Origin of the sequence: Dyella amyloliquefaciens, from assembly GCF_004296575.1 — a bacterium.
In the GTDB taxonomy this organism is placed as follows: Bacteria; Pseudomonadota; Gammaproteobacteria; order Xanthomonadales; family Rhodanobacteraceae; genus Dyella; species Dyella amyloliquefaciens.
In genome coordinates this window covers 365197-391867 of sequence record NZ_SAYT01000003.1, presented here as the reverse complement: position 1 = coordinate 391867, position 26671 = coordinate 365197, and the positions used below count along the sequence as shown (strand labels likewise).

Genomic DNA, 26671 nt, shown 5'->3' with positions numbered 1-26671 from the left:
TCAGTCCTTCCGGCCCGGCAACGTGTTCATGTACTTGCAGATGATGCTGAGCATCACCTCGTCCGCACCGCCACCGATGGAGCCGAGCCGACCATCGCGATAGAACCGCGATACCGGGTTGTCCCAGGTGTAGCCCATGCCGCCCCAGAACTGCAGGCAGGTATCCGGAATGATGCGGGCCAGGCGTCCCGTCTTCAGCTTGGCCATGGACGCCAGCTCCGTCACGTCCTGGCCGCTGATGTACAGCTCGCAGGCGCGATAGGTGAGCGCACGCAGCGCCTCCACCTCGGTCTTGAGCTCGGCCAGCTTGAAGTGCACCCACTGGTTGTCGAGCACGCTGGCACCAAACAGCTTGCGTTCGCGGGCGTACTCGACGGTGGCGTCGATGCACGACGTCATCATCTGCAGGTTGCTCGCCGCCGCCCACATGCGCTCCTCCTGGAACTGCAGCATCTGGTAGGTGAAGCCCCTGCCCTCGTCGCCGATGCGGTAACGCTGCGGCACGCGCACGTCATCGAAGTGGATCAGGCCGGTATCCGAGGCATTCATGCCGATCTTGCGGATCTTCTGGCCGACCGACACGCCCTTGCTGTCCATCGGCACGATGATCAGCGACTTGTTCTTGTGCGAGGCGTCGTCCGAGGTATTGGCCAGCAGGCACATCCAGTCCGCCTGGAGGCTGTTGGTGATCCACATCTTGCTGCCGTTGATGACGTAGTCGTCGCCATCCTTGCGGGCCACCGTCCTGATCGCAGCCACGTCCGAGCCGGCACCCTGCTCCGATACGCCGATGCAGGCCACCGCATCGCCGCTGATGGCGGGCGCCAGGAACTGTGCGCGCAGTTCATCGGAACCAAAGCGGGCGAGCGCCGGCGTGGCCATGTCGGTCTGCACGCCGATCGCCATCGGTATGCCGGCGCAATGGATGTGGCCCAGCGTCTCGGCCATCGCCATCGCATAGGAATAGTCCAGGCCCAGGCCGCCGAACTGCGTCGGCTTGGCGATGCCGAGGAAACCCAGCTCGCCCATCTGCTTGAACAGCGCCTTGGCGGGAAACATCTCGGCCGCCTCCCACTCATCGACGTGCGGATTGATCTCGCTGTCGATGAAGCGCTTGAGGCTGCGCTGCAGCTCCTGGTGCTCGTGACTGAACTGCATGTCTGGCTCCGGTGATCCTGGACTGATGGAGGTAGTGGTCAGGCGCGCGCGACGCCGAACTGGATGGGATGCAGGGTGCGTCGGCGCGACTCTTCGCAGACGGAAAGCACACAGGCGAGCACTTTGCGCGTGTCACGCGGGTCGATCACGCCGTCGTCGAGCAGGCGACCCGAAAGCGTGAAGGCATCCGACTGCCGTTCGAACGTGTCGATGACCTTGGCGCGCATCGCCTCGATGGCCGCATGATCGACGGACTGCGTCTTGCGCTGCATGCTGGCGGCCATCACGGTGGCCATGGTGTCGGCCGCCTGTTCGGCACCCATCACAGCGGTTTTGGCATTGGGCCAGCTGAAGCAGAAATCCGGAAAGAAGCCACGGCCCGACATGCCGTAGTTGCCCGCACCGAACGAGGCGCCGCAATGCACCGTGATACGCGGCACGGTGGCGTTGGCCATGGCCTGGATCATCTTCGATCCGTGCTTGATCATGCCGCCCTGCTCCGAGGCCTTGCCGACGATGAAGCCGGTGGTGTTCTGCAGGTAGAGCAGCGGGATGTCCGCCTGGCAGCAGGCCTGGATGAAGTGCACCACCTTGGTGGCCCCCGCCGGATCCAGCGGCCCGTTGTTGGTGATGACGCCCAGGCGCATCCCGCAGATGGCGGCGTGGCCGGTGATCGTGGCGGGGCCGTAGTCCGCCTTGAACTCGAGGAAATCCGAGCCGTCGACGATGCGCGCAATCACTTCGCGCATGTCGAGCGGCTTGCGATGATCCGGCAGTGCAATGCCGAGCAATTCCTCTTCGGCAAAGCGTGGCGGTGCGTAGGTGCGTTCGCTCGACGGCGCATCGCGATTCCAGTCCAGTGCCGCGAGCAGTTCGCGCGTGATGCGCAATGCATCCGCATCGTCCTCGGCGAGGTACTCGGCCTGCCCCGAGATGCTGGCGTGCATCTCGGCGCCACCCAGCTCTTCCTCGGTGGCGATCTCGCCGGTAGCGGCCTTGAGCAGCGGCGGGCCCGCCAGGAAGGCGCGTGCACGGTCGCGCACCATCACCACATAGTCCGACAGCCCGGGCATATAGGCGCCGCCCGCCGTACTGGAACCGTGCACTACGCTGATCACCGGAATGCCCGCGGCTGACAGCCGTGCCAGCCAGTAGAACCCGCTGCCGCCGTGGATGAAGGTCTCCACCCGATACGCCAGCAGGTTGGCGCCGGCGGACTCGACCAGATGGATGAACGGCAATTTCTGCGCAAGCGCGATGCACTGCGCGCGCTGGAACTTCTCGATGCCCATGGGCTGTACCGCACCGGCGTCGATGCCCGCATCGTCCACCACGATCATCGCGCGCACGCCGCTCACCCAGCCGATGCCGGCGATCAGGCCGCCGCCCGGCGTCGAGCGCGCCGGATCGGCATGATCCAGACAGAAACCGGCCAGGGTGGACAGCTCGAGAAAGGGTGCGCCGGCATCAAGCAGGCGGCCGAGTCGATCGCTTGGCAGCAACTGGCCGCGTCGCTCGAAGCGTTCACGGGACAGTTCCGACTTGTCGCGCGCACGGGCCTCCAGTGCACGCAACTGTTCGACGAGTCCGCTCAACGCGGCGAGGTTCTGGCGATAGGCATCGCTTTGCGGGACGACGCGGGATTCAAGCACAGGCACGAGTGGCCTCCTTGCAATGTGGCATCACCGGCTCCTCGAAACCCAGGCACATGGCGCCATGCAGCGCGCCACGCCCGACTTCGACGCATGAAGATGGCATCAGGCCAGCGGTCACGACTGCGCCGCCAGCGATGGGTGGCCGACGGGCACCTGTACCGGCATGGCCAGCAACACCTGCGCCATGCCCTTGCCCAGCGCATCGTTACGCAGTGACGCCATGCCGCCGCCACCCAGCGCCTGCTCGCAGACAAAGTTCAGCGCATGGATACCTGGCAGCTCGTAGCGCGTGACGCGCCCCTTCACCATATGCGCCAGATGGGCGGCGACCGACGCTTCAGTCAGTTGTGCTCGCAGCAGCGGGAGGTCTTCGGGCCGACGCGCGATGACACCTATATTGGACGTGTCGCCCTTGTCACCGCTGCGTGCGTAGGCAAGCGCGATGAGCGGGACTTTGCCGGCAAGGTCAAGGTCCGAGACGGTGACGCGCGCGGCGTGCGCAGAAGGCGCCAAGGGTGCATCGGTGGACACACCGCCGGTTGGCACGTCCACATCGATGGTCTCGCCATCCAGCAGCATCACACGCGGCTGAAGTCGCGCCTTGTCGAGCAGGAAGGCGAACTGCTTGATGGCAGGCACGACGCTGGGACGCCCACCCGCACCCGTCGTGCCCGGGGCCCACGATGTGGCAGCCGGAGCGATCTCGCGGGCAAACAGCTCCAGCGCCTGCTTGTTCGGGTGCGCCACCGCCAGCCACATCACCGACTCGAAGTGCGGCGCCGTCGGCTGATGCGGCCCGAACAGCCAGGCCGAACCCAGCGTCTCTATATGCGTGGCGCTGTAGTCCGGCAGGCCCAGCCTGCGGAACAGGCCGCGCGTACGCTCCAGGATCGCCTCGGCGGTACGGTGCGCCTTGCGGTCCGCGTCGAAACCGATGACGGTGAGCTGGCCATTGGCGCGATAGCCGTCGGCGTAGGTCGCACTGACCTTGTACTCAGGCGTGGGCGCGCGTCCGCGCGCGCCACGCACCTCCACGCGATGCTCGCCAGTCTGGGTCATCGTCACCTGGGTGAAATCACACACGACGTCGGGCAACACATAGCTCGCCGGATCGCCGATCTCGTACAGCATCTGCTCGCCCACGGCGGCAGGCGTCACCAGGCCGCCGCTACCGTCAGGCTTGGTGACGGTGAACCCGCCATCGGCACGGCACTCGACGATGGGATAACCGCTGTGCGCCCAGTCGGGCACGGCCTCCCAGTCGGTATGCAGGCCACCTGCTCCCTGGCAACCACATTCAAGGATGTGCCCGGCGAGGCTGCCGGCCGCGAGGCGATCGTAATCGTCCGTCGCCCATCCGAAGCCATGCATCAGCGCGCCGAGCGTGACCGCGCTGTCGACGCAGCGGCCGGTAATGACCACCTGCGCACCCGCATCCAGCGCTGCCTTGATCGGCAACGCGCCCAGATAGGCATTCGCACTGACCACCTTGTCGGGCAATGGCCGCTCGCCGTGCAGTTCGCGCACGCCTTCTTCGCGCAGCGCGGGCAGCAGCGGCATCACATCGTCGCCTTCCACCACCGCGATGCGTACCTGCACGCCCAGCTCATCCGCGAGCGCCTGCAACGCCGACGCGCAGCCACGCGGATTCACGCCGCCCGCATTGGCGATGATGCGAATGCCCTGCGCCATCGCGTCCTTGAGCACCGCGCGCATCGCGACGCCAACGAAGTCGGTGGCGTAGCCCAACGCCGGATCCTTCATGCGCGCGGAGGCCAGCAGCGACATGGTCAGTTCGGCCAGGTAATCGAAGACCAGGAAATCCACGCGGCGCGAGGCAACCAGCTGCATCGGCCCGGTGACGCTGTCACCCCAGAAGCCGCTGGCACCACCGATGGAAATCGTGTCCTTCCGCATGTCAGCAGCCTGTCCAGAGGGGCGAACGCGACAATGCTAAATCATTTGCTTGAATAAATAACCACCCGGCGCAGGTGGCGCAATATTAGATGAAGAATAACCGGCAACTTATTGATTATACGTAACTTAAAGGCAACCCCGGGCCGGACACTGCCGAATAGCCCAGCCTGACCCATCAGGCCTTCCCAGCACCCCGACCCTGCCGCAGGGGATCCAGCAGCGACTTCAAGCCGTTGTGGTCAAGCTCGAGCGCCAGTGCCAGCAAGTTGCCCAGGTCACCGGGTGGAAAGCCCTTGCGGGCGAACCATGCCAGGTACGCGCCAGGCAGGTCGGCAATCAGGTGCCCCTTGTACTTGCCGTAAGGCATCCTGATCGTGACCAGCCGCTTCAGGTCTTCCGGCTTCATTTGGCGAACAGCCGCGAACGATCCCCGAACGCCTTGAACTCCAGCGCGTTGCCGCAGGGGTCCAGCAGGAACATGGTGGCCTGCTCGCCCGGCTGGCCCTTGAAACGGATATGCGGCGCGACGACGAAGCGCGTCCCTGCCGTCTCCAGCCGTTCGGCGAGCACCTGCCAGTCCGGCATCGACAGCACCACGCCGAAGTGACGCACCGGCACATCGTCGCCATCCACGTCGTGCGCTGCGACCTGGCGCGTCTCTTCCGGCGCGAGGTGCGCCACGATCTGGTGCCCGTAAAAGTCGAAGTCTACCCAGCTGTCACTGGATCGACCTTCCGGGCAACCAAGCAATTCACCATAGAACGCCCGGGCATTCGCCAGCGATGTCACGGGAAAGGCGAGATGAAAGGGAGGCAGGTCGTGCATGGGCAAGCATCGGCAGTAGTGTCATTGCCTTCATACCATCGCACCACGGATTTACAAGCAAGCTCTCGCCCATGAATCGCACAGACTGTTGTGTCACGCAGCCTGCGATTTCCTGCAGACGCCGCACACAGGCTTGCCTCAGGCGTGCGCCGAGAAGATCTGGCCCGTGCGAGAGGTTGCGGCGCAGGAGTACCCGGGTGACCTGACGGGATCGACCGATAATCGCTGGTAACGCGGCCTGTTGCGAGCGCCCGATACATCGCGCCACCCTGCAGCCGACGTGGGCGGCCATTCGCCGCGGTGAAATTCGAGAAACAGCGTGGCTGCCTCGTCTACCGTAAACCACTCGTCACTGAACAGCTCCAGCACACCCGCACCAAAGGCGAGTCGCGTGCCATGTGGATACGACAAGTGCCGCTTTGCCTTGTGGGCCCGGCGATGGTAGCCAGGGGCAATTCCCTTGATCTCGACGGCGCAGGTCTGTCCACCCCCTGCCACCTGGATGCAGCTACCCGCAGCGTCCGCCAGTACGGCGTAAGAGCTCGATCCATATCGTCGAAGCGACGCCAGGGCATGAAGGACGTCCTCCTCGGTTGCGCGGAGAATCATCGACCTGCCTTCCACCTGAAGATGCATGCTTCCTCCGCTGATTCGCCGGCTTGGGTGCGTATCTGTTCGGGGAAGACGACATCGTTCGCTTCGGAGCGAGATGAGTGCTGACACCCCGCTGGCAAATTAGCCGCGCCCACGGCGCGGCGATGCGCATAAGTGGATGAGCCCTGCGCATATTCGGCGAGGCTGTGCACGTATCCGGCACACCGAATTAATTCAGTCGAATCACATGGTCGATCCGAACGGCGTGGTCACTTGTGAAGCATGTCGTCCCTGAAAGCCAATGGACATATCCCTTCCCAGGCGAGCACCTCCATTGACGGCACCTTTGCTTCGAATCAGCTGATCCATCGGCATGGGGCGCGCCAAAAGAAAGCCCTGCATGCGAATCTGAGCGCGCAACCGTGCTGCCCACTCCATGTCTTCGGCTCGTTCGACACCTTCGAGCACAACAGTCATCCCCATGCGCTCCGCCATCGCCACCATCCCTTCGACGACAGCTGCTTTCCTGCAGTCCGTGCCAACTCCCTTGACGAAACAACCGGGAATCTTGACCTCGTCGGCCGGCACATCCAGCAACCGCTGAAGTCCCGCCCCTCCCGTTCCAAAGTCATCAATGGAAATCCGATAGCCGCGCCGGCGAAATCTGCGCAGGCGGCTGGTCAATTCCCGTGCCTGGCCATCCATCGATTCCTCGAGAACTTCGATGACCAGAACATCCGGAGATATCCTGTCCCGTCGCACGGCCATCTCCAGGTAGGCAAGGAACGATGAGGAGATGATGGTCCCCGGATCCACATTCACGGCCACGGGAAGCGTGCTCCCATTTTTCGCACGCCAACACACTGCGAGGTAGGCAGCCTGGTCAACCATCCGCTGCGCCAGTACGCGGGACAACCCGGCTCGCTGGATGGCCGGAAGAAAGTCATCGGGAAGCAACAGCTCGCCGGAGACCGTGCGCCAGCGTGCCAGCGCCTCCACTCCTGCCAACTCGCCAGCTACCGTATATTGAGGCTGAAAATGGGCCTCCAGACTGCCTTCGCCTATATCCCTCGCTGAATCACGGTGATTCATGGCAAGGGTCGGACTTCTTCGATCGCCATTGCCTCGTCCACGCGGACCCGTCAGATGGACTCGCGACAAGACTCACTCGGCAACCAGGCCCTTGCTGCATAGATCGGCCTCCCATCCGTAGACCACATCCAGCAGCCGATCCTCTTCGCCGTCGGCAAGGGTCTGATAGCCATTTCGCCCGGCCAGCGCCCACTGATGCCTGCACATCCACAACGCGGCCTTGCGTCGGCTTCCCAGGTTCTGGATCAGCATTTCAGCAATGTGCGGGCAGAGCTCTTCCAGCGCCATGAAGGAGGACAGGAGCACCCTCTCACGCAACGAATTCACATCGTCGACTTCGTTTGCGACAGCCCTGAACCTAGCGATGCCTGCATTCACGTCTTTGCACTCCAACGATTGAGCCAATCTCCCTGGCCACCAGCCACTTGCGACCGCTGCGTGCGCCGCCCGTGAACCAGGCACGCACGAATCAACGCGCGCCGCCAAGGCTTGCAGCGCAACTCTATGCTTCATGGCGGATGCCGCCGTACGCAAAACGGGCAAATGACTAGGCAAAATCGGCAAGCCGTCCGAACACTCGCCTGTCATGCGCGCAAGCGAAGGGAGCGGCACCGATAGCGGGCCGGCGAGTGCAGCTTCTTCAGTCAATCGGGACACATGGATACGCGGGAACGAGTCACCGCAACGGGCACCGAGTGAGCGAAGGCGCCCGCCTCTACTGACGTGCTACTTGCGCCGAGGCAAATACGGCGCTACCGAACCGCGCACGACGAGGTCGGCCGACAGCACGCGTTTGCGCGGAGGCACCTCGGGATCGTTGAGCAGCTCGATGAGCATCGTCATGGCTTCGCGCCCCAGCGCATTTTTTGGCTGGGCAACGGTGGTCAGCGCGGGCGTCATGTAGCGCGCGAAGCGGATGTCGTCGAAGCCGACCACCGAGACATCCTCGGGCACGCGCAATCCGCGCGCGGCCAGCGCGCGCATGGCGCCGATCGCCATTTCGTCGTTGGAGCAGAACACTGCGCTGAACGACTGTCCTTGCGACAGCAATAGCTCGATGGCGCGCTCACCTGCCTCGATCGAGAAATCGCCGGTGGCCGTCAACGCGGGATTGAGCGGGATGTTCGCCCGCTCCAGCGCAAGCCGATAACCCTGCTCGCGATCGATGCAGATCGGGCTCGCCGGCGGTCCCGCGATGAAAGCGATGTCGCGATGCCCCAATGTCACCAGATAGTCCACAGCGACACCTGCCGCCGCCACGTTGTCGACATAGACGCTGGAGATCAGGCTGTCCTTCACGTATTCGCAGGCATTGACCACGGGCAACCGACCCGTGATCGGGATCGACGGCACGCGATGGGACATGGTGATGATGCCGTCGGCCTGGCGGGCGGCCACCATGTCCGCATAGGCCTGCTCGCGCACCAGGCTGCTCTGGGTTTCGCCCAGCAGCACCGAGTAGCCGCTTTCGTGCGCCACCTGCTCGATGCCGCGGATCACTTCGGAGAAGAAGGGATTGGTGATGTCGGGTAGCAACGCGACGACGAGGCGCGTGCGCGCCGTGCGAAGGTTGCGAGCCAGCGCATTGGGTGTGTAACCCAAACGCTTGACGACCTCCTGGATGTGCAGGCGCGTCGCTTCGCTGACGATTTCCGGTCGCTGCAAGGCGCGAGACACGGTCGCCACCGATACGTTGGCAGCGGCGGCGATTTCCTTGACCGTCCTGACGCGCGCAGGCGGCGACCCGGCAGCCGATGATGCGGCCTTCGCCCCCGGTCGTTTGCGCTTGGATCCATCCGCACTCACAAATCCTGCCTCCTTCATTGCTGCTTTGCTTCGGCACGACATCGCCGGCCCATTGGGCGCCAACCGCACGAAGAACGCGATCTTCGCCACTGCGACTCAACGAGTCTTTGTGCAGTGCAATGTAATGGATTACATGAAATCGTTGCACGTGCGTTTGCACATCTGCTACATACTTTAACGACTTTCCGACCGACTCGTGCTCGATCTTGATCGATCACTTCCCGGGAAGCCCGGAAAAACCCAGTATCTGTGCGGATGTAATCGAATACATTTTTGTTGCAGCGATTTACCGGAGGGGAAATGGCAGGCCAGTTCGCATCAACCCGCAAGCGGGCCCTGCCAGCGTGCCGCCTGCGCATTCGTTGCGACAACCTCTTGATCCATATAGGACACATCCCGGCAGGTGCGGATCGATGAAGAAGCTGGGCATGGGCCTGGTCGGCCCTGGCTTCATCGCCGCACACCATCTTGATGCCGTACGTCGCCTGGGTGATGTCGAGATCATCGGCATCGCAGGCTCCAGCCTGGAATCCGCAAAGAAGCGCGCCCGCGAACTGAATGCCGGCCGCGCCTATGCGAGTTACCAGGAACTGCTCGCCGATCCTGACGTGCACGTGGTGCACAACACCACACCCAATCACCTGCACAGGGAAGTCTCCCTGGCGGCGCTGCGGGCCGGCAAGCACGTCATCTCCGACAAGCCGCTGGCGAGTAACGCGCAGGAAAGTCGCGAGCTGTTCGAGGCAGCGCGCGATGCCGGCGTGGCGCACGTCGTCACCTTCAACTATCGCGGTCACGCCCTCGTGCAACAGGCACGCACGATGGTGGCCAAGGGCAAGCTCGGCGCGCCCGTGTTCGTACACGGCCGCTACCTGCAGGATTGGCTGACCGACGAGCGCACCTATTCTTGGCGCCTTGACCCCAAGCTGGGCGGTGCCAGCTCGGCCCTTGGTGACATCGGCTCCCACTGGTGCGACCTGGCCGAACACGTCACCGGATCGCGCATCACTTCCGTGCTGGCCGACCTGCACACCGCCGTCCCGGTGCGCCTGGCGCCCGCCGAATCGACCAAGGCCTTCGCCAAGTCGAAGTCGGCGCAACGGCGCGAAGTGAAGATCACCAGCGAAGACATCGCCAGCGTGCTGCTGCGTTTCGACAACGGCGCGCGCGGCTGCCTCATCGTCGGCCAGGTGCTGCCCGGCCACAAGAACGATCTGCGCCTGGAGGTGAACGGGCGACTTGCCTCCGTCGCATGGCAACAGGAGCAGCCCAACGAGCTGTGGCTCGGCCAGCACGCGCAAGCCAATGCCGTGCTCGCGAAGGATCCGGCCACCCTGGATCCGCTCGCCCGCGGTTACGCACACCTGCCTGCCGGCCATCCGGAAGCCTGGGCCGATGCGTTCCGCAACCTGATCGCCGACGCCTATGACTGGATACGGCGCGGCGGCACACCGGATACCAAGCCGCCGGCCCTGCCAACCTTCGCCGACGGTTATCGCAACAGCCTGGTGATCGACGCCATGCTCAGAAGCCATGCCGCAGGCGGCGTCTGGCAGGACGTGGAAGAACCGCTCGGGCCACAACGCAAAAAGGGGAAACGGGGATGAAGTGGCGCCTTCGCTTGATGATGTTGTTCGAGTACGCGATCTGGGGTGCCTGGTACGTCACCGTCGGCACCTGGCTGGGCAAGACACTGCACTTCAGCGGACAGGAAATCGGTGCAGTCGCGGGTACCACCGCGATCGGCGCCATGATCTCGCCGCTGTTCGTCGGCTTGATGGCTGACCGCCTGTTCGATACGCGCCGCGTGCTCGCCGTGCTGCACGTCATCGGCGCCGTCTTGCTGGTGGTTGCGGCCCAACAGAGTTCCTTCGGGCTGGTCTATGCGGCCCTCCTCGCCTACAGCCTCTGCTACATGCCCACGCTGGCGCTGACCACTTCGCTGGCGATGCGCCATATCCACGATCCGCGCGAGGAGTTCGGTGCGATCCGCGTGTTCGGCACCATCGGCTGGATCGTCGTGGGCCTGATCGTCGGCGCCTGGGGCGTGGAAGCCAGCGCATCGCCGCTGCACCTCGCCGCCGTGCTGTCGGTGGTCATGGCGGGCTATTGCTTCACCCTGCCCGCCACGCCACCACTCGCGAGCAGCCAGCGCTTCGAGCTGCGCCATGCGCTGCCCCTGGAGTCGCTGCACCTGCTGCGCGACCGCTCGATGGCGGTATTTGCGCTGGCCTCGTTCCTGATCTGCATTCCGCTGCAGTTCTACTACGCCTTCACCAACCTGTATCTCAACGAGATCGGCGTGGTCAACGCCGCGGGCAAGATGACCGGCGGACAGATGTCGGAAATCCTCTGCATGCTGCTCATCCCCTGGTTCTTCCGTCGCCTGGGCGTGAAGTACATGCTCGCCGTGGGCATGCTGGCCTGGGTGGTGCGCTATGCCATGTTCGCCTTCGGCGGCACCGGCGACCTGATGTGGATGCTGTGGCTGGGCATCGTGCTGCATGGCATCTGCTTCGATTTCTTCTTCGTGGTCGGCCAGATCTATATCGACCGCGAGGCGCCGACCGCCTTGCGCGCCGCAACACAAGGCTTGATCACCTTCCTGACCTACGGCCTGGGCATGTTCGTCGGCTCGTGGCTGTCGGGCGTGGTCGTGGACACCTACGCCAAGACTGGCGCGGAAGGTGTCGCGACGCACGACTGGCACGCCATCTGGATGATCGCCGGCGCGTGCGCCGCCTTCGTACTCGTTCTGTTCGTACTGTTGTTCAGGGGCCGCAGGGAAGCTGCCGGCAGCCCCGTCACCACCGCCGCCTGATCCGGCACCCTTCAGGAGAATCACTCATGATGAATCGCAGGCAATTCCTGGCTCGATCCGCGCTGATCGGCGGCGCCGCCTGGCTCGCCGCCAGTGCGCCCGGCAAGCTTCTTGCCGCCGCCGGTCAAGGCAGGCCGCTCGGCATCCAGCTCTACATGGTCCTGAAGGCCTATCAGGACGACCCGATGGGCACACTCAAGACGCTGAAATCCATCGGCTACGGCGAGATCGAGGCCATCGTCACCTCAACGGCTGCGACCCTGCGCGATCAATTGAACGAAGCCGGCCTGGGCTGCCCCAGCCTGCACTTCGACAGCCTCGGCATCGAGCCTGGCATCGAGGCCGCGCACACGCTCGGCGCGAAGTACTTCGTCAGCAGCATCCTGCCGTCGTTCATGGAAAACATGAGTGGCGGCAAGAAGGCCACCTATTCGCGCGACGACGCCAAGCGCACCGCCGAATTCGCCAACCAGATCGGCGAGAAGGCGAAGCAGGCGGGTTTGCAGTACGCCTATCACAACCACCATCTCGAATTTACCGATGTGGGCCAGGGACAGACGTTCTACGACGTGCTGCTCAAGGAAACCGATCCGAACCTGGTGAAGTTCGAACTCGATTGCGGCTGGGTGCATGCCGGCGGCAAGGATCCGGCGGCGATCTTCAAGGCAAACCCCGGTCGCATCCCGCTGATGCACGCCAAGGACTTCCTGCCCTCCTCCAAGCCCGACGATTATCCGGGTGCGGAGCTGGGCCGCGGCACTGTCGACTACAAGCCGATCATGGCCGCGGCAAATGCGTCCGGCCTGAAGCACTGCTTCGTCGAACAGGAAGGTCCGTTCTCCCGCATGAGCCAGCTCGACGCCGCACGCGTCGACTTTGCCTACCTGCGTCCGTTGCGCTGACCCAGCGCTTTCACTTTCGACCGATTGCTTGTTTCGAGGGGCCATGATGGACAAGAACACGTACGACGCCATTGTTGTCGGTACCGGCGTCAGCGGTGGCTGGGCAGCCAAGGAGCTTACGGAAAAAGGACTGAAGACCCTGGTGCTCGACCGCGGCCGCATGGTCAAGCATGGCGAGTACCCCACGGCGACGAAGGCGCCATGGGAATTGCCCTATGCCGATGAGCCCACGCAGGAAGACGTGCGTCGTCATCCGATTCACACGCGCCCCTCGTTCTACGGCATCACGCAGGCCACCAAGCACTGGTTCGTCGATGACCTCGACAACCCGTATGTCGAAACCAAGCCCTTCGACTGGTTCCGTGGCTATCACGTCGGCGGACGCTCCTTGATGTGGGGCCGCCAGAGCTATCGCTTCAGCGACATCGACTTCGAGGCAAACGGCAAGGAAGGCGTGGGCGTGGACTGGCCGATCCGCTACGCCGACATCGCCCCCTGGTACGACTACGTCGAGAATTTCATTGGCGTAAGCGGCTCGACCGAAGGCCTCGCGCAGCTTCCCGACGGCCAGTTCCTGCCGCCGATGGAACTCAACTGCGTGGAGAAGGAGTTCGGCGGCCGACTGTCCGACAAGTTCCATAACCGCAAACTGATCATCGGCCGCACCGCGAACCTTTCCGGTCCGCTCAAGCACGACCAGAGCCCGCAGCGCGCCACCTGCCAGTACCGTAACCAGTGTATGCGCGGCTGCCCCTTCGGCGCCTACTTCAGCAGCAACTCCTCGACCCTGCCCTCGGCCGAGCGCACCGGCAACATGACGATCGTGCCGAACGCCATCGTCTACGAAATGATCTACGACAACGCCAAGGGCAAGGCCACCGGCGTGCGCGTGCTGGATGCGGTAACCGGCCACCAGACCGAATACTTCGCGCGCGTGATCTTCCTGTGCGCCTCGACCTTCGGCACCACGCACATCTTGCTCAACTCGACTTCCAGCCGCTTCCCGAACGGTTTCGGCAACGACAGCGGCGAGGTGGGCCATAACGTGATGGACCATCTGTTCGGCACCGGCGCCAAGGCCAGCGTGGATGGTCACCTGGATCGCTACTACAGCGGCCGCCGTCCCAACGGCTTCTATATCCCGCGTTACCGCAACATCGGCTCGGACAAGCGCCCCTACCTGCGCGGCTTCGGCTTCCAGGGCGGCGCAAGCCGAGGCGACTGGTCACGACTCGTGAGCGAGAACCTGATCGGCGACGAGCTGAAGCGCGCGGCGGAAGAGCCAGGCCCCTGGCATCTGTCGATGGGCGGCTTCGGTGAAATGCTGCCGTCGCACCAGAACTTCGTGTCGCTGGACCACAATCGCAAGGACAAATACGGCCTGCCGGCGCTCAACTTCGACGTGACCCATCGCGAGAACGAACGCATGATGGCCAAGGAGATCGTCAGCGATGCGGTCGAGATGCTGACCGCCGCCGGCTACAAGGACGTAAAGCCTTACCACACCGAGGCAAACGTCGGCGCCGCCATCCACGAAATGGGTACCGCACGCATGGGCCGCGATCCCAAGACGTCCGTGCTCAATTCGTGGAACCAGATGCACGCCTCCAAGAATGTCTTCATCACCGACGGTTCCTGCATGGTGTCTTCCGCCTGCCAGAACCCGTCGTTGACCTACATGGCCCTGACGGCTCGCGCCGCCAGCCATGCGGTGGAAGAACTCAAGCGCGGAAACATCTGAGGATATCGCCATGAATCGTCGCGAATGGTTGAAATGCGTTTCCGCACTCGCCGTCGGCACGGTGGCCGCACCGTCGCTGCTGGCTGCCTTCGATGCCTATGCCGCCGCGCAGACGCCGGGCACCAGCCTGCAGTACTTCTCCCAGCCACAGATCAGCCTGATCACGGCCGTAGTCGACATCATCATTCCCCGCAGCAAGACGCCCGGGGCTGTCGATGTCGGCGTACCCGGCTTCATCGACCAGATGTTCGCCAACGTCTATGCCAAGGCCGACCAGGAGCGCTACATGAGCGCGATGGCGGCCTTCGACAAGGCCGGCGGCAAGCCCTTCCTGCAGCTCAGTGATGCGGAACGCAAGGCGCTGGTGATGAAGCTTCACGCCGAGGCGCTGGCGAATCCGAAAGATACCGCCACCGCATTGGCCGCTTCGTTTGTGCTGATGAACAAGAAGCTCGCCATGACGGGCTTCTTCCTGTCGCAACCCGGATGCACCGAAGTACTCCAGTACTCGGCCGTGCCTGGCGCCTACCACGCTGACATACCGCTGGCGCAAGCCGGCAATGGCAAGGCCTGGGCCGTCGAGACGGCGCTGATGTTCTGACCCATGTACCACCCGCAACGATCAGGTGATCACGCATGAAGACACTCAAGGGACCGGGCATTTTCCTTGCCCAGTACGCGGGAGACGCGGCGCCCTTCAACACGCTGCCGGATATTGCCCGGTGGGCGTCGTCGCTCGGCTTTGTCGGCCTGCAGATCCCCACCAACGACCGCCGTCTGTTCGACCTCGAGCAGGCGGCGGCCAGCAAGGCCTACTGCGACGACATCGCCGGCATGCTGGCGGAGCACGGGCTTGCTGTGACCGAGCTGTCCACGCATCTGCAAGGCCAGATGGTCGCTTCGCATCCCGCGTATGACCGGCTGTTCGACGGGTTCGCCCCGGAGCGGCTGCGCGGCAACGTTACGGAACGCCAGGCCTGGGCGGTGGAGCAACTCAAGCTCGCAGCCACGGCGAGCAGCCACTTCGGCCTGACCGCACACGCCACGTTTTCTGGCGCGCTCGCCTGGCACCTGTTCTATCCATGGCCGCAGCGTCCAGCCGGCCTGATCGAGGAGGCCTTCGCCGAACTCGGCCGCCGCTGGCGCCCGATCCTCGATGCCTTCGGCGAAGCGGGCGTGGACGTGTGCTACGAGCTGCATCCGGGTGAAGACCTGCACGACGGCGCCACCTTCGAGCGTTTCCTCGATGCAGTGGGCCATCATCCGCGCGCGAACATCCTCTACGACCCCAGCCACATGGTGTTGCAGCAGCTCGACTACCTCGCGTTCATCGACATCTATCACGAGCGTATTCGCGCCTTCCACGTAAAGGACGCCGAGTTCCGCCCGAACGGACGCGCTGGTGTCTACGGCGGCTACCAGAACTGGATCGACCGCCCCGGCCGCTTCCGCTCGCTGGGCGACGGACAGATCGATTTCGGCGGGATCTTCAGCAAGATGGCGCAGTACGACTATCCGGGCTGGGCGGTACTCGAATGGGAGTGCTGCCTGAAGGATCCCATCCAGGGCGCCACCGAAGGTGCCGCGTTCATCCGCGATCACATCATCAAGGTCACCGATCGCGCGTTCGACGACTTTGCCGCCACCGGCGCGGACCAGGCATTCAATCGCCAGATCCTCGGCATCGGCTAGACCACCCTGATCTTTTCACCTAACTGTCGACGCTCGAGGAACGCCTAGGTCATGTCCACCGATTCGCGGGGCATCTCCCGCCGCACTGCACTGGGTCGCATCGCGGCTACCGCCGCGTTCGGCGCCACCTCGCTGATAGCTTCGGCCGAAACCACCAGCATCCCGACTACACCGGCAAAGCTGCCGGCCGGGCGACTGAAGCAGTCCCTGAGCCGCTGGACCTCAAAGGAACCGCTGCCCGCCCTGTGCAAGCGCATGCGTTCGATGGGTTTTGTTGGCGTCGACCTGGTGCACACGGACGAGTGGAACATCGTGAACGACAGTGGCCTCGTCGTCTCCATGGGTTATCCCACGCGACGTGAGCCTTTCATCCAGACAGGCTTCAACGATCCCGCCAATCACGCCATGCTGCTGAAGGAACTGGAAACCACCCTTCCCCTGGCCAAGCGTGCCGGCGTCAAGAACATGATCACCATGTTCGGCAACCGCCAACCGGGTATCGATACGCAGCAGGCCATCGACAACTGCGTGGCGGGCCTCTCCAGGATTGCGCCCTACGCGGCGGAAAACGGCATCACGATCTGCGTCGAGCTGCTCAACAGCAAGGTCGACCACCACGGCTACCAGGGCGACAGCACCGCGTTCGGCGCCGCCGTGATGAAGGGCGTCAATTCGCCCAACGTCAAACTGCTTTACGACATCTACCACATGCAGATCATGGAAGGTGACGTCATTCGTACCATCCGCGACAACATCCAGTGGATCGGACACTTCCACACGGGCGGCGTGCCGGGGCGTCACGAAATCAATGACACCCAGGAACTCAACTTCCACGCCGTTGCCATGGCGATCGCGGACCTCAACTTCTCCGGATTCATCGCGCACGAATTCATGCCGGCGCGAACCGATCCGTTCGAATCCTTCGCCGAAGCCGTGCGCATCTGCACGGTTTGACCAGTCACCGGGAATGACCATGAAACGACCGCTCGCCGCCGCCATCGCCCTATGTGTCTTGTCCGCGTCCGCCGCATGGGCGCAATCGACCGCTCCATCGACTACGGCCGAACCCACCGACCCCAAGGCCACCGAGCAATGGGAGCCCGTGCCGAAGATCGTCACGCCGGGCAAGCAGGACGACGCGCCGCCGTCGGATGCCGTCGTGCTGTTCGATGGCCACGACCTCAGCCAGTGGGAGGCGTCCAAGGATCATTCGCCGGCTCACTGGAACGTGCACGACGGCATAGTCACGGTCGACAAGACCACGGGCAACATCCAGACCAAGCAGCACTTCAAGAACTACCAGCTCCACCTGGAATGGCAGGTTCCCAAGGACATCACCGGCGAAGGCCAGGGCCGCGGCAACAGCGGGCTGTTCCTCGCCTCGACGGGACCTGGCGATGAAGGCTACGAAATCCAGATCCTGGATTCGTATAAGAACACCACTTACGTCAATGGCCAGGCCGCGAGCGTGTACAAGCAGACGGCGCCGCTGGTCAACGTGATGCGCCCGCCGGGTGAGTGGCAGACCTACGACGTGGTGTGGACGGCACCTGTATTCGCCGCCGACGGGACGGTGAAGTCACCGGGTTACGTCACCCTGTTCCACAACGGGGTGCTGGTGCAGAACCACACCCAGCTGGCGGGCGAGACACTGTATGTCGGCAAGCCGAAGTACAAGCCCTACGACGAAGCCGCCATCAAGCTGCAGGCGCACGGAGACCACTCGAAGCCCATCAGCTTCCGCAACATCTGGGTGCGTTCGCTGGACTGAGGACGGCGTTTTGAGCGAAGCAATGCTTCGTCGGCCACGGTAGCCGGCAACCGGTTACCGTGGCTGCTTCGGGACCATCATGCCGACGTGCGCCGCATCCGCCATCCAGTCCATCAGCGGTGCCAGTCCGGCCGGCCTGGCGCGGTAGTAGACGTTACGCCCTTCCGGTCTATGGGTAACCAGGCCAGCCAGCTTCAATGCCTTCAGATGCTGGGAGACGGCGCTTTGCGAGACACCGCTGCCGTGGGTGAGGCCGGCGACAGTGATTTCCCCACCCCCAGCGATCCGTTCATAGACCGCCCGCCGCGTCGGGTCGGCGAGCGCGCGCATCACGTGGCTGAGGTTGGCTGCATCTGGCATGGGCTGATAACGGTATCGGACTGTGGATCGGTCAATGCTGATGGCGAGATCGGTCCATCAGCTCAAGGAATGAGGTGGCGTGGTGGCCCACGCCAACCTGTCAGCCTGCGTGCTGCAGCGTGTCGCGCGCGGAAGTACGCCAGGTCGAGTCGCGCAGCAGGAAGTGCGACAACGCAGGGATCAGCACCAACGCTCCCACCATGTTCCACAGGAACATGAAGGTCAGCAGGATGCCCATGTCGCCCTGGAACTTGATCGGCGAGAACGCCCACGTCACCACGCCCGCAGCCAGCGTCACGCCTACCAGGGCCACGACCTTGCCGGTGAACTGCACGGCATTCCGGTAGGCCTGCGCGAGCGGCACGCCCGCACGCTGCTGGGCGAGCTGGATGGACAGCAGGTACAGCGCGTAGTCCACGCCGATGCCTACACCCAATGCGATGACCGGCAAGGTGGCGACCTTCACACCGATGCCAAGCGCCACCATCAACGCCTCGCAAAGAATGGACGTAAGCATCAGCGGCACGACGGCCACCACAACGGCCCGCCACGAACGGAACGTCACGAAGCAGAGCAGGATCACGGCGCCATAGACGTAGAACAGCATCGTGTGGTCAGCCTGGCGCACCACGATATTGGTCGCCGCGTCGATACCAGCGCTGCCGGCGGCCAGCAGGTACTGGCGATCCGTCGTGCCATGCGCCGCCGCGAACGATGCCGCCGCCGCGACGACGCGATCAAGCGTTTCAGCGCGATGATCGGAAAGATAGGCGATCACCGGCATGATCGAGCAGGCGTTATTGAAAAGGTCCGGGTTGTTCACCGAGGCCTGCTGCGCGCCGTAGTTGAGCACGTCCTGGTTGCGCGCGATGGTCAGCCACTTGGGGTTGCCCTCGTACGAACCTGCCGTGATCTGGCGCACCGCGTCGCCAAGGAACGTCGTCGCCTGCACGCCAGGCACTTGCCGCAGTGCCCAGGCCAGCCGGTCCGCCTCGACCAGGGTCGGATACTTCAGGCATCCCTCGGGTGGCGTCTTGACGACGACGGCGAACACATCGCTCGATAGCGAATAGTTGCCGGTAATGTAGGCGTTGTCGCGGTTGTATGGGGAGTTCGCACGCAGCTCGGGCGCACCGGACTCCAGGTCGCCGATCTTCAGGTGCGTGCTGACCACGAAGCCCACGGCAGCGAGCGCCACCGAGATGCCCAGCGCAGCCATGGCCCAGCGGCGAGTGGTGAAACGGTCCAGCCACTGCCACGCGCTGCGACCGCCCTTCCCTTCGGCCTGCTCGCGCTCGGCGCGCAGGCTGCGCTCGGCAGCAGCCGGATCGACGCCGGTAAAGGAGAGCAGCACCGGCAACAGCAGCAGGTTGGTGAAGATCAGCACGGCCACGCCGATGCTTGCGGTCAGCGCGAGGTCCTTGATCACCGGAATGTCGATGACCATCAGCACGCCGAAGCCCACGGCATCCGCCAGCAACGCGGTGACACCCGCCAGGAACAGGCGACGGAAGGTGTAGCGTGCAGCCACCAGGCGATGCGTACCGCGCCCGATGTCCTGCATGATGCCGTTCATTTTCTGCGCGCCGTGCGAAACGCCGATCGCAAAGATCAGAAACGGCACCAGGATCGAGAACGGGTCGAGCGAAAAGCCCAGCACGGCCACCAGGCCAAGCTGCCATACCACCGCCACGGCGGAGCACAGGATGACCAGCCCCGTGCTGCGCAGGCAGCGCGTGTAACCAAAGATCACCAGCGTCGCGATCAGCGCGGCGATGCCGAAGAAACTCATGACCTTGACCAGACCTTCGATCAGGTCACCGACGAGCTTGGCGAAACCGATCACGTGCAGGCGAACCTTCACGCCCGGCGTGGCCTCGTAGCGCGCACGGATGTCATCGAGCGAATGCGACAGTGCGCGATAATCGATCGCCTTGCCCGTGTCCGGGTTCTTGTCGAGCAGAGGCACGAAGATCATGCTGGACTTGAAGTCGTTGCCGACAAAGCGGCCGACGATGCCCGAGCGCGCAATATTGAGTTTGAGCTGCGCGGTGTTCTGCGGCGAGCCATCGTAGTTGTCCGGCATGACCGGGCCGCCACGGAAGCCCTCTTCCGTCACTTCGGTCCAGCGGACCGACGGCGTCCACAACGACTTGACCCACGCGCGATCGACGCCGGGGGTCAGGAACAACTCGTCGTTGATCTTCTTCAGTACCTCCTGGTACTTCGGATCAAAGATGGTGCCGCTCTCGTTCTCGACCACCACACGCAAGGAATTACCCAGGCCGCGCAATTCGCCCGCGTTTTCCAGGTAGTTGCGGATGTAGGGGTGGTGGCTGGGGATCATCTTCTCGAAGCTGGCATTGAAGCTCAGCCGCGTCACCGCCAGCCCACCCAGGATCACGGTGGCGAGCGCGCACACCAGGACCATGATGAAGCGGTGATTGAACACCAGTCGCTCCAGCAGGTTGCCGGAGCGCTTGTCGAAGTCCTCGACCGAGCGCACGACGGGCATGCGATCGACTGAATCGGTTGAAACGTTCATGCGGTGTCTCCTCGTGCCAGCTTCAGTGCAGCGCCTTGGCATTCACGCCAAGTGCGCCGGCCGTCACGATCACGTCGCCGGACACGGCCACTGCCGATGCCGGTGCCGGCTTGGCCGGTCGATGGGTAACGAAATGTTCGCCGTTGTCGCGGCTGACCAGCACGGTGCCGGCCTGGCTCACGAGTGCAAGGCCGTGCGCGCCGAAGCTCGCACCGCCGGTGATGCCTTCCTGCACGCCGGTATCGACCTGCGTCCAATGCGCGCCGCCATCGGCACTGCGATAGGCGTTGCCGCGCAGTCCGTAGACAACGACGGCATCGCTGTCGCCCACCACGCCGAAATAGGTGCCCTTGTAAGGCGTGTCCACCGCCTTGAAACGGCCCGCTTCGCGGTCAAGCTTGAGCACGAGGCCCTGCTCGCCGGTGATATAGACATCCGTGCCGATGCCGCGTACGGCATACAGGTGGAGGCGCTGCGGGTTTTCGGTGCGGTCAAACCACGTCGTCCATGTCTGGCCGCCGTCCGTGGTCTCGAAGATGAGATTGAATGCGCCCACGATGAAGCCGTGACGGGCATCGGCGAACCACACGTCGAGGAAAGGATTCTCGGCACCCTGCGCGGCGATGCGGCCCACCTCATCCACCAGCTTGCCTGCATCGTCCTGGCTGCCAAGCTCGCCCCTGGATGCCTTGGCCTGCAGCTGCTGCTGCAACAGCGCACCCGCGCGCCGCCCATCGAGCTGGATGGACCAGCTGGCGCCGCCATCGGCGGTATGCAGAACGACGCCATCGTGGCCTACCGCCCAACCCTGCTGAGGCGTGGGGAAGCTCACGGCCACCAGATCGGAAGACACCGGCACTTTCGCCTGCTGCCAGGTCGTACCGCTGTCATCGGAGTAGACGACATGACCGCGCTGACCCACCGCGATCACGCGATGGCCCGCTACCGCCAGGCCATTGAGCAGGCTCTTTGAAGCGAGAGCACTCGTGCTGGATGGCGTATCCAGCACATCGGCGAAACCCGCCACCGATACGGAGGGAAGCGCGAGTGCAAGCGCTACCAGTGCGCGGCGAATGGATGGCGTAAACATCAGGTGCCCCAACAATCCAAGGCCTGCTCCATTCCCGTGTCTTCGCAATCGGCCGGCGAACCGGCGGTGTCGAAGCTTGCTAGGGCCGGAGGAAGGCCGACAACCAAAGTGCGTGGCAAATGGCGGTGGGGCGCTACCCATGTGGATGACGGCGTGCGCGAGCCCTCCCCCGAGAGGCGTCCTTCGTCACCGCGGTGTTGCGGCATTCGCCTCACCACCGCCATTGCCATGCGAGTGAGTCGCGAAGCGGATGCCTCCCGCCTCGCGACAATGCTCAAGACCGTGCCTGACGGCCGATCAGCGAACTCCCGAACCGGCGAGCGATTCCGGCGCCCAGTCGCGCTCCGACATCGGCTTCACGTAACGGACGCCACCGGTTTCACCGGAGAAGCCCGTCAGCGAATACGAGCCCGCGATCAGGTCGTAGATGCCATGCAGGTCGGCCACCGGTGCCGGCATGTCGTACGCCGGGGTGATGTAGGCAAAGCCCGCACGGAACAACTGGCCGCGCGCGTCATAGGCATCGGAAGCCACTGCCGCCCAGCTGTCCTCGTCGAGATAGAACGTGCGCTTGCTGTAGATGTGGCGCTTGCCGGCAGCCAGCGTGGCCTCGACCACCCACACGCGATGCATTTCCCAACGCACGTCGGCTGGGTTGAGGAAGCTCGGCGTCAGCAGCCCGTCCGCCTTCGACTCGTAGGCCATCTTGTAGTCGTTGTACGGAACGTACATTTCCTTCTTGCCCACGAGCTTGAAGTCGTAGCGTTCCATCGAACCGTTGAACAGGAACACGTCGTCGAAGGTGGACGCGCCGCCCGAACCCGGGTTGGGCGTATCGAAGGCGAGATCCGGCGCTACCTTCACGCGACGCTGGCCCGGCAGGTACTGCCATGCCTTGCGGCCCTGGCTGCTGTAGTTGAGCGGGTCGACGATCTGCATGGCTTCGCCCGCACGACGTGCCGGACCGGTGTAGGTCAGGCGCTGCTCCCAGAACACATCGGCGTTCGGCTTGTTGGTATCCCAGTAGGGATATTCCTCGACCGCGTTGCCTTCGGTGGATAGCGTCGCGTGACCGGAGGCATCGACGTTGTAGTTGCGATACTTGGTTTCATAGGCCACGCCGTTGAAGCGGACCAGGTGGTTCCACATCGCCTCGAAGCCGGTCTGCGGGATCGGGAACGGGAAGCCTGCGTGGCAACCACTCATCGAGCGGCCGCCGGCATCCGTCTTCGCTTCCGTCGCGCACTTGGCGGTGTTCTCGACCACGAACTTCGGGAATGCCGCGGAACGGTGCGTCGGATAGACGTCGATGTGGTAGCCCGGATACTTCTTCATCAGGGCCTTGGTGCCCTCGGTCAGGTTGGCCGAGTACTTGTCCATGTTCTTCGCATCGATCGTGAGCACCGGCTTTTCGCCAGTGAACGGATCCGGGCGAACACCGCTGCCAGGCTTGAATCCGGAGGGCGCAGTGGTGAGGCCGCCGCTGTAGGCGGGGATCGCGCCGTCAGCGCTGCCGGCCGTCTCTGCTCCGACGCCGGTAAGCGTGGTGCCGAGCTTCTTGGCCTCGTCGGACGAAACGCTGGCGTGGCCAACGCCGGAGATCAGGACGGCTACGGCCCCAGCTATCAGGGCTTTGCGGAATTGCATGCGCATGCTCCTCACGATGTGTGATTCGAATTTCGGGGGTGGCTTTTCGTCACCACCCCATGGCGTAAGCACAGGCCTCGTCTCGCCGCAGCCGGCGTCATTCCGCCGGCATCGCGGTGCGTCGCACCGCTGCGCTTTACGCTGCCTCACTCTCTTTTGCCGCCATCCGCGCCATGGGCTCGCGACCATGGACACGCGAAAGCGGTCGATACCCATTGTTCGGAGCGGCGCAAACCATACCCCCCCCAAAACGTCGGGGGAGGGGCAAATAGGTAACCAAGGGTGGCTATCCGGCCTCGGCCGGATCTTCACGTCCGTGAAGCGGCGCGAGCGGTCTCGCGCCCGTTGGCCGGGCTATTCCAGGCCCTGGATGAGACCGAGCAGTTGCGCTCGATGAACCACATGCCGGCGGGTACCCACGCCGAGCTTGCCGAACAGGTTCTTGAGATGCCATTTGACCGTGGCCTCGCCCACCGCCATGGCCTGGGCGATTTCCTTGTTCGACAGATTGCGCGCGAGGTATTCCAGCACCTCGCGCTCTTTCGGCGTGAGCACCATGCTCGGCATCACGCGGGGGCCGCCCTGGCGCTGATCCACGGGTGGCGGAATCACGCGTGACGGAGAAACCGTGCCCGCCGCCTCACCGCTCGTCTCCGCCATCACGCGATACGCCCAGTCGGTAAGCACCGGATGGGTATCGGTGAAGACGCGCATGAAGCCATAGGTCTTGGCCAGGCTCATGGCCTCGACCATCAGCGCGCGGCCGTCCTCGCCGTTGCGGTCCAGCGCAAAGGCGCGCAGCGCCATGCACTCGATGCGGAAGCGCCCCAGCCTGGTCTGCTCGGCCATCGGTGCGGCCCGCGATACGGATTCGAGCACGCCCGGCCAGTCCTGCGATGCCATGGCGGCATAGGCATGGGCCATGGCGCTCACCAGCTCCACATTGCGACGCCATAGCGGCCCACGGCGAGGGCTTTCGCTGGCCACCAGCTCGTCGATCCTGGTGATCAAGGCACTACAGGTTTCTCGACGGAAGCGGCTTGCGTGCATGCGCACCTGCTCGCCGAGGCTGGCGATGCACAGGCGCGGCAGCCGTCGCGCCACGCCGATGGCATACGACGCCTCCAGCATATCGAGCGCCCGGTGTTCTTCGCCCTGCGCCGCGGCCACCCGCGTCACGGTGCGATAGCCAACCAGGATCGCCTCAGGCGCACCCACGCGCTCAAGCACATCCAGCCGGTTAGCCAGCAGTGCCACCGCCTCATCCAGTCGATCCCGCTCATAGGCAATCGAGGCAAGCAAGGCGGCGAACATGCAGGACAATGGGTGTCGACGGCCGAATTTCGCATCGACGGAGACCAGCGCCCCGCGCAGTCCTTCCTCCGCGAGCAGGATCTGCCCTTCCCACACGAAACTCAGGCCGGTGATGAATTCACGCCAGCGCGAGGCATAGTCGGACTCTCTTGGCGCGTCCATGCCCAACGCACCGCACAGGCGCCGGGCCTCCGCGGGATCGCCCTGCAGCAAGGCCATCATCGCCAGCCGGTTGACGTGCATCCGATGGAACCTGGGCTCGCCACCCGACTCGGAATCTTTCCACGGCGCCAGCATGCCGACACAACGATCGGGGTCATCCGAGTAGTAGGCCGCTCCACTCGCTATCAACACGCACTCGTAACGCAATGCAACATTGACGTCAGGGCGCGAAAGGATGAGGCCCACCATGCGCTCGGCTTCTTCATGGCGCTCGCTCACCGCCAGCGACCATGCGGCCGCCAGGCGTAATTGCGGATGCTGATCGAGCACCGACTCAGGCAGCACGTCGAGCCACTCGCGCATCGTGCCCATGTGGCCCTGGATCACGGCTTCGTACAGGCCCTTCTGCGCGAGATCGACGGCAACCCCCTCCCTGCCAGCCTCGCGCGCATGGCGCGCGGCCTGGGTGAGCATGCCGTGCGCCGCCAGCCAGTCCTGTGCACGACCATGCAGGTCCGCCCTTTCCTGCTCGGGCAACTCCGCCAGGCGCAGGCGCAGCGCATCGGAGGCGAGCAGGTGCAGGCGGTACCAGTCCGAGTCCTCGCCGACCACGAAGATCGGCGTCTCGCGCGCCAGGCGCGCAAGACGCTGCGGGGCCTCTTCGTCGCCGGTGAGGGCAATGCAAAGATCCGGATGCAGCTGGTCCACCACCGCAACGCGGGTCAGAAAGGTCACGTCCTCCGGCGCCAGCTTGGCCGTGAGGGCCTCTACCAGCTGATTGCGCGAATCCGGGGAATGCGGGCCCACCACGCTGCGCAGATCGCTGCCCCGCTCCATCGCGGCAAGCACGAGCTGCAGGCCCAGCGGCCAGCCCTCGGTCATCTCATGGAGCCGAGCACAGGTATCCGCATCGGCCTTGCTGCCGATGCGGTTGCGCACGAGGGCGATGGTTTCCTCCAGCGTAAAACGCAGGGTTTCCACGCCCACGGAGGTGCATAGGCCGTACGCACGCAGGTCCGCCACCATGGGATCCAGCTCGCCGCGCCCCGCCGCGACCACACGAAGGTTCGGCGGTGCGTTGTGCAGCAGGTAGTTGAGGGCGGCCTGGCTGGTCGGGTGCAGGCGCTCGGCCTCGTCGATCATCAACACCATCGACAGCGACGCCTGGGCTACTTCGCTCAGCCACTCGGTGACGCCTTCGTACTCGCCCACCGCCACCGAGGCACTTTCCAGCAAGGTCGCGCCGAACTGGGGGCGGCCGCACCCCATGCGTACCGCCAGCACTAGGCTGTGCAGCATGCGCTGGGGGTCGGGGCTTCCATCGGCCGAGATCCACGCTACGGCCCAGCCACGCGCCAGGTACTCGTGCCGCCACTGCGCCAACAGCGAAGTCTTGCCGAAGCCCGCGGGCGCCTGCACGAGGATGAAGGAGCGCTCGCGGAACTGCTCGTCGTCCAGGCCGAGTCGTGGCCGCACCAACAGATAGCGCGGCGCCCGGGGCGGCGTGGTCTTGAGAACAAGTTCGGCGATGGCGGGCGCTGCCCCGCCGGGCGTAAGTGCCATCAAACTGATCCAGGTA

At 64.2% G+C, this 26671-nt stretch carries 21 protein-coding genes; 8 read left to right on the top strand and 13 right to left on the bottom strand.

Annotated elements, in window-relative coordinates:
• From EPB08_RS10150 to EPB08_RS10115, 8 genes are all read right to left on the bottom strand, one after another.
• Positions 1-1158 carry an acyl-CoA dehydrogenase family protein gene (locus EPB08_RS10150; RefSeq protein WP_130618961.1) on the bottom strand — a complete coding sequence of 386 codons (1158 nt, stop codon included), beginning with the start codon at positions 1156-1158 and terminating at the stop codon, positions 1-3.
• A gap of 38 nt (positions 1159-1196) precedes the next feature.
• Positions 1197-2816, bottom strand: a complete 1620-nt coding sequence (locus EPB08_RS10145; RefSeq protein WP_130618960.1) for an acyl-CoA carboxylase subunit beta — start codon at positions 2814-2816, stop codon at positions 1197-1199.
• 111 nt (positions 2817-2927) lie between these two features.
• Positions 2928-4730 carry an acyclic terpene utilization AtuA family protein gene (locus EPB08_RS10140; protein WP_130618959.1) on the bottom strand — a complete coding sequence of 601 codons (1803 nt, stop codon included), beginning with the start codon at positions 4728-4730 and terminating at the stop codon, positions 2928-2930.
• A 175-nt stretch (positions 4731-4905) separates the two neighbouring features.
• A complete protein-coding gene (locus tag EPB08_RS10135; protein WP_130618958.1) occupies positions 4906-5136 on the bottom strand; it encodes a DUF3820 family protein in 231 nt (76 codons plus the stop codon).
• Positions 5133-5555, bottom strand: a complete 423-nt coding sequence (locus EPB08_RS10130) for a VOC family protein (RefSeq protein WP_165418471.1) — start codon at positions 5553-5555, stop codon at positions 5133-5135. The genes EPB08_RS10135 and EPB08_RS10130 overlap by 4 nt, the downstream gene beginning before the upstream one ends.
• 837 nt (positions 5556-6392) lie before the next feature.
• Positions 6393-7241 carry an EAL domain-containing protein gene (locus EPB08_RS10125; protein WP_130618957.1) on the bottom strand — a complete coding sequence of 283 codons (849 nt, stop codon included), beginning with the start codon at positions 7239-7241 and terminating at the stop codon, positions 6393-6395.
• 72 nt (positions 7242-7313) lie between these two features.
• Positions 7314-7619 carry a DUF2384 domain-containing protein gene (locus EPB08_RS10120; protein ID WP_130618956.1) on the bottom strand — a complete coding sequence of 102 codons (306 nt, stop codon included), beginning with the start codon at positions 7617-7619 and terminating at the stop codon, positions 7314-7316.
• Between the two features lie 348 nt (positions 7620-7967).
• A complete protein-coding gene (locus EPB08_RS10115) occupies positions 7968-9047 on the bottom strand; it encodes a LacI family DNA-binding transcriptional regulator (protein ID WP_229238294.1) in 1080 nt (359 codons plus the stop codon).
• Between the two features lie 413 nt (positions 9048-9460).
• Here EPB08_RS10115 and EPB08_RS10110 point away from each other — a divergent pair, with 413 nt between their 5' ends.
• The 8 genes from EPB08_RS10110 to EPB08_RS10075 are packed head-to-tail and all read left to right on the top strand — an operon-like array spanning position 9461 to position 17974.
• Positions 9461-10654, top strand: a complete 1194-nt coding sequence (locus EPB08_RS10110) for a Gfo/Idh/MocA family protein (RefSeq protein ID WP_165418470.1) — start codon at positions 9461-9463, stop codon at positions 10652-10654.
• Positions 10651-11868, top strand: coding sequence for a nucleoside permease (locus tag EPB08_RS10105; RefSeq protein WP_130618954.1), 1218 nt, complete (start codon positions 10651-10653; stop codon positions 11866-11868). The genes EPB08_RS10110 and EPB08_RS10105 overlap by 4 nt, the downstream gene beginning before the upstream one ends.
• 29 nt (positions 11869-11897) lie before the next feature.
• Complete coding sequence (locus EPB08_RS10100; protein ID WP_229238293.1) at positions 11898-12770, top strand: sugar phosphate isomerase/epimerase family protein; 873 nt, start codon at positions 11898-11900, stop codon at positions 12768-12770.
• 46 nt (positions 12771-12816) lie between these two features.
• A complete protein-coding gene (locus tag EPB08_RS10095; RefSeq protein WP_130618952.1) occupies positions 12817-14511 on the top strand; it encodes a GMC oxidoreductase in 1695 nt (564 codons plus the stop codon).
• A 10-nt stretch (positions 14512-14521) separates the two neighbouring features.
• Positions 14522-15112: a gluconate 2-dehydrogenase subunit 3 family protein gene (locus tag EPB08_RS10090; RefSeq protein ID WP_130618951.1), complete on the top strand. Its 591-nt coding sequence runs from the start codon at positions 14522-14524 to the stop codon at positions 15110-15112.
• A 35-nt stretch (positions 15113-15147) separates the two neighbouring features.
• Complete coding sequence (locus tag EPB08_RS10085; RefSeq protein WP_130618950.1) at positions 15148-16203, top strand: sugar phosphate isomerase/epimerase family protein; 1056 nt, start codon at positions 15148-15150, stop codon at positions 16201-16203.
• A gap of 51 nt (positions 16204-16254) precedes the next feature.
• Positions 16255-17157, top strand: a complete 903-nt coding sequence (locus EPB08_RS10080; RefSeq protein ID WP_130618949.1) for a hydroxypyruvate isomerase family protein — start codon at positions 16255-16257, stop codon at positions 17155-17157.
• 19 nt (positions 17158-17176) lie between these two features.
• The gene (locus tag EPB08_RS10075; RefSeq protein ID WP_130618948.1) at positions 17177-17974 is read left to right on the top strand and encodes a 3-keto-disaccharide hydrolase; all 798 of its coding nucleotides are present in this window, start codon (positions 17177-17179) and stop codon (positions 17972-17974) included.
• A gap of 54 nt (positions 17975-18028) precedes the next feature.
• On the opposite strand, the gene EPB08_RS10070 is transcribed toward EPB08_RS10075, so the two are convergent.
• From EPB08_RS10070 to EPB08_RS10050, 5 genes are all read right to left on the bottom strand, one after another.
• The gene (locus EPB08_RS10070) at positions 18029-18334 is read right to left on the bottom strand and encodes an ArsR/SmtB family transcription factor (protein ID WP_130618947.1); all 306 of its coding nucleotides are present in this window, start codon (positions 18332-18334) and stop codon (positions 18029-18031) included.
• A 100-nt stretch (positions 18335-18434) separates the two neighbouring features.
• Complete coding sequence (locus tag EPB08_RS10065) at positions 18435-20879, bottom strand: efflux RND transporter permease subunit (RefSeq protein WP_130618946.1); 2445 nt, start codon at positions 20877-20879, stop codon at positions 18435-18437.
• A gap of 22 nt (positions 20880-20901) precedes the next feature.
• Positions 20902-21969 (bottom strand): WD40/YVTN/BNR-like repeat-containing protein, encoded by a 1068-nt coding sequence (locus EPB08_RS10060; protein WP_130618945.1) that lies wholly within the window; start codon positions 21967-21969, stop codon positions 20902-20904.
• A gap of 297 nt (positions 21970-22266) precedes the next feature.
• Positions 22267-23616: a DUF1329 domain-containing protein gene (locus tag EPB08_RS10055; RefSeq protein WP_130618944.1), complete on the bottom strand. Its 1350-nt coding sequence runs from the start codon at positions 23614-23616 to the stop codon at positions 22267-22269.
• 354 nt (positions 23617-23970) lie between these two features.
• Positions 23971-26655, bottom strand: coding sequence for a helix-turn-helix transcriptional regulator (locus EPB08_RS10050; protein ID WP_130618943.1), 2685 nt, complete (start codon positions 26653-26655; stop codon positions 23971-23973).
• Positions 26656-26671 lie beyond the last annotated feature (16 nt).

Coding starts and splice junctions, on each gene's coding strand:
- EPB08_RS10075 (WP_130618948.1), top strand. CDS start 17,177: ATGAAACGACCGCTCGCCGCCGCCATCGCCCTATGTGTCTTGTCCGCG.
- EPB08_RS10105 (WP_130618954.1), top strand. CDS start 10,651: ATGAAGTGGCGCCTTCGCTTGATGATGTTGTTCGAGTACGCGATCTGG.
- EPB08_RS10070 (WP_130618947.1), bottom strand. CDS start 18,334: ATGCCAGATGCAGCCAACCTCAGCCACGTGATGCGCGCGCTCGCCGAC.
- EPB08_RS10150 (WP_130618961.1), bottom strand. CDS start 1,158: ATGCAGTTCAGTCACGAGCACCAGGAGCTGCAGCGCAGCCTCAAGCGC.
- EPB08_RS10055 (WP_130618944.1), bottom strand. CDS start 23,616: ATGCAATTCCGCAAAGCCCTGATAGCTGGGGCCGTAGCCGTCCTGATC.
- EPB08_RS10065 (WP_130618946.1), bottom strand. CDS start 20,879: ATGAACGTTTCAACCGATTCAGTCGATCGCATGCCCGTCGTGCGCTCG.
- EPB08_RS10050 (WP_130618943.1), bottom strand. CDS start 26,655: ATGGCACTTACGCCCGGCGGGGCAGCGCCCGCCATCGCCGAACTTGTT.
- EPB08_RS10130 (WP_165418471.1), bottom strand. CDS start 5,555: ATGCACGACCTGCCTCCCTTTCATCTCGCCTTTCCCGTGACATCGCTG.
- EPB08_RS10085 (WP_130618950.1), top strand. CDS start 15,148: ATGAAGACACTCAAGGGACCGGGCATTTTCCTTGCCCAGTACGCGGGA.
- EPB08_RS10095 (WP_130618952.1), top strand. CDS start 12,817: ATGGACAAGAACACGTACGACGCCATTGTTGTCGGTACCGGCGTCAGC.
- EPB08_RS10090 (WP_130618951.1), top strand. CDS start 14,522: ATGAATCGTCGCGAATGGTTGAAATGCGTTTCCGCACTCGCCGTCGGC.
- EPB08_RS10080 (WP_130618949.1), top strand. CDS start 16,255: ATGTCCACCGATTCGCGGGGCATCTCCCGCCGCACTGCACTGGGTCGC.
- EPB08_RS10060 (WP_130618945.1), bottom strand. CDS start 21,969: ATGTTTACGCCATCCATTCGCCGCGCACTGGTAGCGCTTGCACTCGCG.
- EPB08_RS10140 (WP_130618959.1), bottom strand. CDS start 4,730: ATGCGGAAGGACACGATTTCCATCGGTGGTGCCAGCGGCTTCTGGGGT.
- EPB08_RS10125 (WP_130618957.1), bottom strand. CDS start 7,241: ATGAATCACCGTGATTCAGCGAGGGATATAGGCGAAGGCAGTCTGGAG.
- EPB08_RS10100 (WP_229238293.1), top strand. CDS start 11,898: ATGAATCGCAGGCAATTCCTGGCTCGATCCGCGCTGATCGGCGGCGCC.
- EPB08_RS10110 (WP_165418470.1), top strand. CDS start 9,461: ATGAAGAAGCTGGGCATGGGCCTGGTCGGCCCTGGCTTCATCGCCGCA.
- EPB08_RS10135 (WP_130618958.1), bottom strand. CDS start 5,136: ATGAAGCCGGAAGACCTGAAGCGGCTGGTCACGATCAGGATGCCTTAC.